General features: G+C 38.7%; 9 protein-coding genes. 5 read left to right on the top strand and 4 right to left on the bottom strand.

Annotation, left to right across the window (positions count from 1 at the left end; genetic code table 11):
- Positions 1-202 precede the first annotated feature (202 nt).
- On the top strand, positions 203-505 hold the full coding sequence (locus tag EHO58_RS15205; protein WP_008592190.1) for an ArsR/SmtB family transcription factor: 303 nt from the start codon (positions 203-205) through the stop codon (positions 503-505).
- A 32-nt stretch (positions 506-537) separates the two neighbouring features.
- On the opposite strand, the gene rfaD is transcribed toward EHO58_RS15205, so the two are convergent.
- From rfaD to EHO58_RS15185, 4 genes are all read right to left on the bottom strand, one after another.
- Positions 538-1,503: an ADP-glyceromanno-heptose 6-epimerase gene (gene rfaD / locus EHO58_RS15200; RefSeq protein WP_167483222.1), complete on the bottom strand. Its 966-nt coding sequence runs from the start codon at positions 1,501-1,503 to the stop codon at positions 538-540.
- 12 nt (positions 1,504-1,515) lie between these two features.
- The gene (locus tag EHO58_RS15195) at positions 1,516-3,273 is read right to left on the bottom strand and encodes a UbiD family decarboxylase (protein ID WP_135680474.1); all 1,758 of its coding nucleotides are present in this window, start codon (positions 3,271-3,273) and stop codon (positions 1,516-1,518) included.
- 23 nt (positions 3,274-3,296) lie between these two features.
- A complete protein-coding gene (locus EHO58_RS15190; protein ID WP_135680473.1) occupies positions 3,297-4,427 on the bottom strand; it encodes an A/G-specific adenine glycosylase in 1,131 nt (376 codons plus the stop codon).
- Between the two features lie 490 nt (positions 4,428-4,917).
- The gene (locus EHO58_RS15185) at positions 4,918-5,670 is read right to left on the bottom strand and encodes an SDR family NAD(P)-dependent oxidoreductase (protein ID WP_135680472.1); all 753 of its coding nucleotides are present in this window, start codon (positions 5,668-5,670) and stop codon (positions 4,918-4,920) included.
- Between the two features lie 157 nt (positions 5,671-5,827).
- Between EHO58_RS15185 and EHO58_RS15180 the strand changes: the two genes are divergently transcribed.
- From EHO58_RS15180 to EHO58_RS15165, 4 genes are all read left to right on the top strand, one after another.
- Entirely contained in the window at positions 5,828-6,718 is an 891-nt protein-coding gene (locus tag EHO58_RS15180) for an AraC family transcriptional regulator (RefSeq protein WP_135680494.1), read from the top strand.
- Between the two features lie 47 nt (positions 6,719-6,765).
- Positions 6,766-7,458: a Pr6Pr family membrane protein gene (locus tag EHO58_RS15175; RefSeq protein WP_135680471.1), complete on the top strand. Its 693-nt coding sequence runs from the start codon at positions 6,766-6,768 to the stop codon at positions 7,456-7,458.
- 89 nt (positions 7,459-7,547) lie between these two features.
- A complete protein-coding gene (locus EHO58_RS15170) occupies positions 7,548-9,620 on the top strand; it encodes a carboxy terminal-processing peptidase (RefSeq protein ID WP_135680470.1) in 2,073 nt (690 codons plus the stop codon).
- A gap of 1 nt (position 9,621) precedes the next feature.
- On the top strand, positions 9,622-10,671 hold the full coding sequence (locus EHO58_RS15165; RefSeq protein WP_135680469.1) for an LIC11966 family surface protein: 1,050 nt from the start codon (positions 9,622-9,624) through the stop codon (positions 10,669-10,671).
- Positions 10,672-10,714 lie beyond the last annotated feature (43 nt).

Raw genomic sequence — 10,714 nt, 5'->3', positions numbered from 1 at the left:
TTTGGCCCGGGTTACCATGCATTGAAACGGAAGCAATAGGGATGATCACCCCTTTGGTACCGTTATTTTCCATTTTATTTACATAATTATATCATAATTTACACGATTTATAATTTTACAAAAAATAGAGATACTTTTCGTAAATCCTTGTAAATTTCAAAGGTTATGTTAGAGTGGATTCAAATACAACAGAAGGCAGATTATGGCAGCCCAAAAGTTAGAAATTAAAAAAACTCATCTGGATTCTACCATCCGCGGACTTAAAGCAGTAGCTCATCCTGACAGATTAAAAATCCTTCTCCATCTTTCTAGAAAAGAACACAGCGTGGGAGAACTTGTAGACGCACTTGGTATCAGCCAATCAGCTGCATCTCAACACTTAAGCAAAATGAAAGAAGCAGGATACTTAGGAAGCAAAAAAGTTTCTAACCAAGTATTCTACTCTATCAAAGACGCAAAATTCAAAGCATTCGCAAAATCTTTACTTCAGATCTTTTCTAAGTAATTAATAGCTGTGGGGGGTCTTAAAGGCCCCTTTTATTCTTCTTTCTTTAACAGATCCACGTAATCCGCAATCGCAGTTTCCAAATCAGTAAATCCTTCCTTGTAACCGCTTGAGATCAGTTTTTGGGTCTCTGCCTTCGTATAATATTGGTATTTTGCCTTTAAACTCTCAGGCATTTCCATATATTCTATATTTTCCGATTTCCCTAAGGCCTTAAATAATGCGGAAGCGAGCGAATTCCAGGTCTCTGCTTGCCCTCTTCCTACATTATATAAACCGAATTTACGATTTTCCAAAAGAAATAGGCTGATCTTTGCAGCGTCTTTTACGTAAAGGAAGTCCCTTTTTTGTTCCCCGTCCTTATAGTCCGGGCGATAAGACTTAAATAATTTCAATTTTCCTTCGGATAAGATCTGTTCGTATCCTTTTAATACTACAGATCTCATATCTTCTTTATGAGCCTCTCCGAATCCGAATATATTGAAGTATTTCACTCCTGTGATCTTATCTAAAAATCCTTTTCTTAAGGCATATAGATCGAACATATGTTTGGAGTATCCATACATATTCAGCGGTTTGAGTGGATGGATCGGCGCCTTATCGTCATAACCGAATTGCCCTTCTCCATATGTGGCTGCAGAAGAAGCATATAAGAATTGGATCTTTTTACGCAAAGACTCTTCCGCTAGAATTTTGGTATATTCATAATTGTTTCGGATCAGATAAGAAGCATCCGTTTCCGTTGTGGAAGAACAAGCTCCCAAATGAAAAATATGAGAATAATCTTTTAAGATATCAGTAGTTTGGACTTTTTGTAGGAATTCTTCTTTTTCCAAATAATCAGTATATTCCAAACCTCTTAGGTTTTTCCATTTGGAAGAAGTACCCAAATGGTCTACTACAAGGATATCCGAAAGCCCTTGTTCGTTTAGAAGTCTAACTATATTACTTCCGATCAGTCCGGCCCCGCCGGTAACGACTACTCGTTTCATTCCCATTCTTCCATTTACCTAAATCGAATCCAAAAGTCTACCAAATCTATTCTCTACTTGTTTGGAGATTTTAGGATCTTCTTCTAGAACAGGAGGATACCAAGTTTTTAATCTTGCATCCACTAGGATCGGACCATGGAAAGAAATATGATTACGGATCACATTTGAATCCCCGTAAATGTCCGCTGCAGGTTCGAATCTAGTAAAAACATTCCAGATAAAATCATGATCTGATTTTGTTGCTTCTTCCGAATTATCTACCAAGAATACGAATAAAAATCCTTGGGTGATTGTTTCTTTACGAAGTGTTTCTAAAACTCCATCTCCTTTTTTGTATTTTGGTCCGGAAACTACCAAAACTCCCGGACAATACACTTTTGGATTTTTGAATTTAGAATTTTTAATATTAGAAGTGATCTTTGGTTTTAGCTTTTGGGTTTTAGGCCCAATTCCAAGTAGTACCGCCTTACTCCCTTCATTTACTTTCGGTCCCGTATAATCCAAAGTATCCTGGGAAATATTAGAGAAAATATGTAAGTCTGTCTCCGGTTGAAATCTTTCGAGTGCAGCAAGGAAAGTAGTTTTAAAATCCATCAAAGGAACATCCTGGTCGGTCACGATCAGGAATTTAGTAAGGGATAGTTGTCCTTCTCCCAAAATCCTAAGAGCACCCATGAATGCTTCTTTTTTATATCTTTCTTTTACGATTGCTGCTGCTAAAGAATGTACACCTGATTCTTCGTAAGCCCAAATCCCTTTTACCTGAGGCATTACTATCGGGAACATGGGGGATAATAAGTGTTGTAGATATTCTGCGATCCAATGGTCTTCTTGCGGAGGACGTCCAACAACTGTTGCAGGCCAGATCGCATCTTTTCGAGCGTAAATTTTATCCACTTCGAATACAGGATAATCGTGTTTTAAAGCATAATATCCGTAATGATCTCCAAAAGGTCCTTCCGGTCTTCTGATCTTAGGAGGGATTTTTCCGATTAATGCAAAGTCAGCATCTGCAACGATCGGAAGTGAACTGATCTTTTTGTTTTTTAATACTTTTAATCTTTCGCCTAATAATAATGAGGCAAGAAGGAATTCGCTAATCTCTTCGGGTAACGGTGCCACCGCAGAGATTGTAAGTGCAGGTGGACCTCCTACATAGATATGTGCCGGAAGTGAATTACCCTCTGCTTCTGCTTCAGAATAATGAAATCCTCCACCTCTATGGATCTGTATATGCATCCCTGTAAGTTTAGGTTCATGGAATTGTATCCGATACATTCCCAAATTCCCTTTTCCGGTTTTGGGACTTTCCGTATAAACTAAAGGTAATGTGATAAATCTTCCAGCATCCTTGGGCCAGGATTTTAGAGCAGGTAATTCTTCAATACTTTGTAACTCTGAATCCAAAATCGGACCCTTGTTTACTTTTCTAAGGCCTACCTTTAGTGCTGTCCAGGCAAGGGACCTTACTTCCCATACTTTTTTAGGAGTGGGAGGCATTAAATGTTTTGCTGTATATGCAATTTTCTGAATAAACTTTTCCGGATCTTCTCCGAATGCTATCTTGATCCTGTTTTCCGAACCGTATAAATTGGTAGCGACGGAAAATTTAGATCCTTTAACGTTCGAGAATAGAAGTGCCGGGCCTCTTTTCGCAACTACCCTTCTCTGGATCTCTGCGATCTCCAAGATAGGATCCACTTCTTCTTTGATCTCCAAAAGTTCTCCTTTTTTCGAAAGCTCTTTTACAAATTCGGAAGTGGATCGAATACTCATAGTTTTCCTTTATATTAATATGTTTAGTTTTCTAATCCTGGCAGAACAGCTCCGTCTTTAGCCAGGGTTTGTTTGATCTTTTTTGCAATAGAAGAAGGAAATTCGGTCTCCAAATTTTTCCAATTGCAATATTTGATCTCTATAGAAGGGCGAATTTTGTGAAAATTCTCCAGCAACTTCTTTTCTGATTTCGGGTCTAGTTCCGTCTCGGAAACAAAACCTTGGATCTTATGATGAGTGATTGTATGTTTAAATTTGATCCCGAGATCGGAAGGTTTCAGACTCCAATCCAAAATAGGATCAGAATCATACGGATTTTTTCCTTCGAAGGAAAAAGGTAGAGAATAGATTGTTTTAAAAAATCTTCTCTCAGGATAACGGATCAGAAGTATCCCTTGTTTCGTTTTTAGGATATAAAAACGAATATTTAAAGGGATTTCCTTTTTTTTCTTTTCGGTCTCCGGAATACTTTCTTGGACACCGTTTTGATATGCTAAACAATCGTTTTGAAGTGGACATTCAGTACATAAAGGTTTTGGAATACAAATGCGAGCACCTAACTCCATTACCGCTTCATTATGGTCTCCAGGAAATTCCAAATTTAAAAATGAATCCGCGATCCTTTGTAAAGTTGGATCGGCTTTAGGTCCCGACTCTTTGAATAAGACTAAACGAGAGAGAACTCTTTTTGCATTCCCATCTAAAACTGCAAAAGGTAAATTATAGGAAATGGAAAGAATAGCCCGAGCGGTATAAGGCCCAACTCCTGGAAGAGAAAGAGCTTCTTCCAAAGTTTTAGGGAATTGTCCGCCGAACTCATTCACTAATTTCTGAACTCCAGCCAAAAGATTTTTTGCTCTGGAATAATAGCCAAGTCCTTGCCAATAACGAAATACTTCCTCTTCTTCCGCGATCGCAAGATCTTCAGGTTTTGGAAATCGATGTATAAATTTTTCGTAAAGAGGAAGCATTGCTGCAACTCTTGTCTGTTGCAACATGATCTCGCTCACCCAAGTAGAATAAGGAGTTCTGTTTTTTCGAAATGCCAGGTCTCTTTTTTCTTGGATAAACCAATTTCTAAGTTTTAAATTCGTTTTGGGATCGAATTCGTAGGTCGGAAGATTGACTTCTTTTTGTTTCAGACCCGCGCGCATCTATCTGACTATCCAAGTCTTTTACTCCAGGGAGAAAAGGAGTTTTCGAAGCTGATTTGTTGGAATTCCTACAAAATTGTGAGCGGGATCTCCCCGCCCTTTCTGGGTGGGGGCTGGGTTGGTTGTACAACACTTATAACTTCGATATAACCAATCCCGCTATATCATCTTTTCACTCGGTTGACCTCCATGTTGTCGGTCACCGACTCGGCAAAGACGGTCGTCTTCTCGCTCCTACGGTCGCTGCGAAGGGGGCTGGTCGGTGGTACAACACTTATAACTTCGATTCAATCAGCATGGCCGGCCATATCATAAAAACCTCTGATCAGCAAGCATATTCCGAACAACGAATCTTTGTAGGAGCTCCTACACGCGACAAGGATGCGAAGGGGAAGTCCATCGCAGCCTCTTAACGTAATCGTCTTCTTGCTCCTGCAGTCGCTGCGAAAGGACCGCAGCGTTCGCGTAGCGAAAAGTCGCCCAAAAACCCTTACAACAAATATCCTCCGGAAACCTCCAAGTCCTGAGCGGTCACCCAAGAAAATTCATCTGATAAAAGATTTACAATTACCTTTGCAATATCATCCGGACTTCCAATTCTTCCCAAAGCAGTTTGATCCGCTAACGGTTGAATATATTCCGGATATTTATCGAATGCGCCTCCTCCAAGATTCGTATGCGTTGGACCGGGAGAGACTGCATTCACTCTGATTTTTCTCGGAGAAAGTTCTTTTGCGAGATACTTTGTCCAAGAAGTTAATGCAGCCTTAGATGCTCCATAAGCGGAATATCCTGCGAAAGATCCTCGACTCGCAGAACTGGATGTATTCACGATCCTTCCATTGTCTTCTATAAATCTAACAAGATCTTGTGTGATAAAGAATGGTCCTTTGAAATTTGTGTTCAATATCTGATCGAAATATTCTTCAGTGATATCAGCGAATGGCATTCCTCCTCCGACACCTCCGTTATTTACCAAGTAATCGAAAGTTTTTCTCTTCCAAATTTCTTCTAGGTTCTTTTTTACAAGCTCGATAAAACTTCCGAAAGAAGACTTTTGGCTTAGATCCAATTTAAGACAAACGGCCTTGGACCCGCTCTTCTCCACTTCTTTTACGACATCCTCGGCACCTTTTTTATCCGAATGATAAGTAAGGATTACGCCGATCCCTCTTTTTCCCAATTCGATCGCGGTATTTTTTCCGATACCGTTACTTGCTCCTGTGACGATTGCTACTTTCATAACGTCCTCCAATACCTTTGATCGTAGAGGATTTTATGATTATCGTAAAGATCGGATCATACCAATTGATTGCCTAATCCTACCGTACCATTAATAAATTAAAATGTTCCCAGGATTTCGCTTTAGAAAATACGGTTCTATTTTATTATGTTATAGAATGAAAGAAATCCTGAAAGAGATTGCCGAGCTTACAATTCAGGCAACCACAAAACCTACTAGGACGGAACTTCCTAAAGTATTACTCATAAAGGGAGAAGTATCCGAATACCAGTTAGCGGCGATATATGAGCCAATGATCGGATTAGTTGTTCAAGGAGGTAAAACAATCTCCATAGGAGAACAAACGATTCAATTAAAGGCAGCCTCTTATTTTGTAATTTCCGCAGATATCCCTGCCACTGGAAAAGTGCAACAAGGCAAAAATGGGCCTTATATATCCTTGGGTCTCGAATTGGATCAGGACTCTATTCTGGATTTATTAAATGACCTTCCTAAAGACCCTTCAGAAGAAAATATAGATAACGAGTTCGTAGCTTGCGAAGCTTCGCCTGAACTTTTAGAAGTTTGGGTCAGAATGCTTCGGCTTTTGAAAACTCCAGAACATATACCCGCACTTGCACCTATCTATGAAAGAGAAATATTATATAGAACTCTTCTCGGTCCCCAAGGGTGGCGTTTGAGAAAGTTTTGCCAAACCCAGGGCAAGGGGCCAAGTATATATCCTGCAATTCGTTGGATCCGAGAAAATTATATGGCCTCAATGGAAATTAAACGTTTAGCATCAAAATCAAGATTAGGCGTCACTACATTTCATAGACAATTCAAACAGATCACAGGCTTAAGCCCTATCCAATTCCAAAAACAACTTAGACTACTCGAAGCTAGAAAACTTTTAGTCCATAGTGCCTACTCCGCATCACGCGCCGCATATGAAGTTGGATACGAAAGTGTAACTCAATTCAATAGAGAATATTTCAGATTTTTCGGAGACTCTCCAATAAGAGATGCTTCCAATGTTAGAGAAAAAATTGCATTGACGAACTTATAAAACTCATAAAAATCCAGCGGATCCATTTTGGTGAAGAGAAAGAAAAAATGCAAACTTCCAAACTCAATCTTACCCTGGCGCGTGTAGTATTCGCTTCTACTGCTATTGTTTGTTTTATCGGTGTTTTATTAGAATTATGGTATGCTTATCATCACCAATCTTCTCTGCCGCCAAACGCAGGTTTCACTCGCACATTCGGACCGGGAATAGGCAGTTTACTCAATCAATTTTCCTTTTTTACCACTCAGTCCAATCTAATCTTAGGGATCACCACTCTAACTCTTGCATTAAATTTGGATCGGACTTCTTCATCTTTTCATATTTGGCGTTTGATAGGGGTTATAGATATCACGATCACTGGAATTGTTTTTAACTTTGTTCTGCAGACTGTTCCTAAGAATGATATTATTGCGGATACTGCAAGCAGACTAGAGCATGATATCGCCCCTATAATTGCAGTGATCGGTTGGATCATTTTCGGACCTGCAAAAACAGTCACTCTACGCCGAATTCTTTTAGCGGCCATTCTTCCTATCGCTTATGCAGCATTTACCTTGATCAGAGGTGCCATTATGGAATGGTATCCTTATAATATTATGGATGTCCCGCGTCTTGGTTATTCAGGAGTAGCGATAAATATTGTAGGGATCTTTGTTCTGTTTTTGTTAATTGCAGGCTTTTTGGCTTTGGTAGACAGACTTCTGTCTTCAAAATTTGCAAGAATCTCTTTCTCAAAATAATTAGAAGATTAAATTTCGCGAACCCCTTCTGGAAGGGTCCTCTAAAAAGATTTGCAGCTATCTTTGGATATTACAGCATCGGGTAAGTTATGCGTTTTGCCTATAAGAGACTGGTTCTCTATACTGTCCTCGTCCTTTTACCCGCAGCACATTTTTCAGACACAGAAATTACGCCAGCAGACAAAGCAACTCATCTTATAAAAATTTTAGAAGAACAGCACTATGGAAAAGCCAAATTACTTAACCGAAAATATTACTTAAACTCCTCAGAACGTTTCCTTTCCGAATTAGATCCTCAGGGTTTAATCTATCTAAAAGAGGACATGCAGAAATTTTCCTCGATGTTTAGAGAACATCAAAACTATTCCGAACTCAATTCTGCTCTTTGGGAAATAGCAATTAAATTCGCTTCTCATTTTCGCTATAGGTTATCCCTTTTTATAGAAATGTTAGATCAAGACTCGGAAGAAATCTCCGACGAGTTTAAGATATACACGAAAGGCAAAACTGAATACCAAAAGGACCTACCCTCCTTAAAAAAGAGATGGGCCAGTTATATAGAAAGTAAAACCTTACAACAATTTTTCGAAATCGGAAAATATAAGTCCTCCGAGGAATTCTCAAAAGCATTTCAGAAAGAGAGGAAAAAGATCAGAAGGTCTATTCTAAACTTCGAGATCTATAGATTAAGGAACAGTTTAACTTCATCCGATGAGATGATTGATTCGTTAGGTTCCGAGTTTTTAGATGCAATGTTAAAAGAATTGGATCCACATAGTGGTTTTTATTCTGATTCCTTTCGAAAAAAATTCAGATCTCCGGATCTTGACCAAGGTTTAAGTTTCGGGTTGGAATTCGAACATTCCCAATATGGAGATACGCGTGTGTCGCAAATTTATCCAGGCGGGGCCGCTTGGAATTCCGGAGAGATCCATAAAGGAGATAAGATAGTAGAGATACGTAATTCGATAAATTCCGATATAGGGACAGATGTAGCCGATATTTCCGCAGACGAACTTTACATTTTAATAAACCGTGAAATTTCTCGAAAAGCCTTCTTCAAGGTAAGAAAACTTTCCGGAAAAACGGTTTGGATCCAGCTCCAAAAGACAAAAAAGGATAAAGAAGAAGATTTCATTTTTACCCAGGTATTGGAAGGAGAAAGAAAGATAGGATATATCTATCTTCCTTCTTTCTATACAGATTCGGAAACGGACCAGCTTGGATGTTCAGAAGACATAGCAAGAGCGATTTTAAAACTTAAGCGCGAATCGATCGAAGGTTTGATCCTAGATGTAAGGGATAATTATGGCGGCTCTCTCCAGGAGGCTATGGATCTGGCCGGATTATTTATCGATGAAGGGCCTCTTTTTTTAGGTGAAAACAGTAATCGGGAATTGAATATTTTAAAAGATCCGAACAGGGGAAGAATTTATTCAGGTCCCTTGTTAATCCTACAGAATTCCCAGAGCGCGTCCGGTCCTGAATTTTTGTCTCATGCATTAAAGGATTATAATAGAGCCCTGATCGTAGGCTCTTCTTCTTTCGGAAAGGCTAGCTCACAAAAATTTTTAGCCATCAAAGAAGGAAAATACAAGATCGATAAAATAAAGTTAACTACAGGGCTGTATTACGGTTTGGATAGTATAAGCCACCAGCAAAAAGGTGTAACGCCTCATATAGAACTCCCTCAATGGAATAATTTTCCGCTTCGGGAAACGGATCTGGAAAATAGCCTTTTGCCAAACTCCATCTCCAAAGAGATTCGTTATGAAATTCTGCCGGAACTTCCTATTCGAACCTTGAAAAACAAATCATCGGATCGAATTGAAAAAAATCAATTTTTTCAAAAGATAGAATCCATTCAAAGCAAGGCAAAAAAATGGCTCTCCAAGCCTAAGGAAATTCCTCTAGATCCGAAAGATTTTTTCGAATTCTACCAGGAAAGGGAGAAAGTAATAACTCAAATTAATGAAATTTCAGTTTTCAAAAGTTCAATTTTCAGATCTGAAGTAACCTCTTTCGATAAAAAATCGATGCATAACGGTAGTTTAGAGAACCAAATATTCAAATCCAAAAAAGATAGACTCGAATCCGATCCGTATGTAGAAGAGTCATACAACATAATTAACGACTTCATAAATCATAATGAGGGAAAATAGCATGAAACACAAAGCAATGGTATGGGGAATCCTAGTAACTTTACTGGTTTTTTCCTTAACGACAAATCTAACTGCAAAAAGTTCAGCAGAGGCATTGAAATATTTAAACGAACTGACCGATCCGTTAGACAAAATATCGGCAGATCGTTTATCGTACATCCAAGCTTTGGCGCATAGCAATAGCAAACAAGACAAAGAAGCCAAAAGAGCCGCTATTATTACCTCGGTGGAAAAGGCTCTATTAAATGCGAACCAAGCCACAAAGTATGACGGAAGTTCCGATCTAAAAGATGCAGTCATCAAATATCTAAACGTATATTATACTGTTTTGAGAGAAGATTACGGAAAGTTAGTCGACCTAAAAGAGGCAGCGGAACAGTCCTACGATGCAATGGAAGCCTATATGCTTGCAGAGAAAAAAGCGGGTGAAAAATTGCATGAAGCTGCTGAGAAATTCGGCAAAGAACAAAAAGTTTTTGCAAAGGATAACGACATCACTCTTTACGAAAGTAAGGATAGAATGAGCCAACTATTAAAAAAATCGGGCGAGGTGATGAATTATAAAGATGAACTCTATCTAATCGATTTCAAACCTTATAAACAAGAATATTATCTATTACAAGCTCTCAAAGACCAGGATGTAAAGGCTATCGAACAAAGTAGAGAAACACTTTTAAAGTATGCGGAAGAAGGTCTTAAGTTGTTGGATAAGGTAGTTCCTTATGATGGAGATTCTTCCTTGATCCAAGCATGCAAAAACAACCTGAACTTCTATAAAATGGAAGCAAAAGACCAGGTCCCTACTCTAATCGAATTTCATATGAAAGAAGCTCGCTTCGATGCTTACAAAAAGAAATTTAACGAAAAAGACCCAAAAGATCGTACTCAAGAAGATGTGGATACTCATAATAAACTTTTGGGAGAAGTAAACACATTAGTCCCTACTTACAATAAGATAAACCAAACCTTAAATAAGCAGCGCGGTGTATTGATCGAGCAATGGAATAAGTCCAATAAAAACTTTTTATCCAAGCATGTTCCTAAAAAGTAATTAGATTCGAGGGTTTAAACCGTATGTGGAAGAGAAAAAATTT

The sequence above is a fragment of the Leptospira selangorensis genome (genome assembly GCF_004769405.1).
Lineage (GTDB): Bacteria > Spirochaetota > Leptospiria > Leptospirales > Leptospiraceae > Leptospira_B > Leptospira_B selangorensis.
This window is presented reverse-complemented; position numbering and strand designations above follow the sequence as displayed.